A 532-nucleotide genomic window follows, 5' to 3' on the forward strand; every position below is an offset into this window, starting at 1 on the left:
TCCGCCTGGGCAGGGCTGAGGCTGGTAATAGCCAGATGGGTTTCCTCGCAGACTTCACCGATGCGTTTGTGGGTCTTGTGGCAGTGGATTTCGACTATCTGTTGCAGACCATGAAAGGCCAGCGCAGGGTCAGGTGGGATTTGCGCGGTGGTACGAACCCGCCAAACACACAGTGCGCCGCTACGTACCTGATGGTAGCAGTACACATCGTCCGGCGGGTACTGCAGCAGGTGCGCTGCCCAATCCTTCAGCTCGGCCTGATTGTCCTTGAGATGGAGGAAGTAGTGCCCCCTTTTTGCAAGACGACCTGGGCCGTCTGGGCCTCCGTATGGGCCGCGTCCCCGGTCAGCACCCAGGGAATCTTGGCCTCGGCCAGATCAGCCCCCACCTCCATCATCAAGCCACGACCCGCCGCCGCTTCATCTCCGGCCGCTTTGCTCTGCAACAGGCTCAGCCCCAACCGGCTCAGATAAGCCGAGACCAGTACGATGGCTTTATCCCCTACGCCACTCCGCGCGCTACCCTTGAGGTG

General features: G+C 61.3%; 1 protein-coding gene and 1 pseudogene. Both read right to left on the reverse strand.

The annotated features are described in order from the left end of the window. Positions 1–206 (reverse strand): hypothetical protein (locus tag ABWU19_RS15045; protein WP_435902436.1); only part of this gene is annotated, 206 nt, incomplete at its 3' end. A 41-nt stretch (positions 207–247) separates the two neighbouring features. Continuing rightward, positions 248–532, reverse strand: a pseudogene (locus ABWU19_RS15050) (hypothetical protein); the annotation flags it as partial.

The organism is Meiothermus cerbereus (genome assembly GCF_051297115.1).
GTDB classification, from domain to species: Bacteria; Deinococcota; Deinococci; order Deinococcales; family Thermaceae; genus Meiothermus; species Meiothermus cerbereus_A.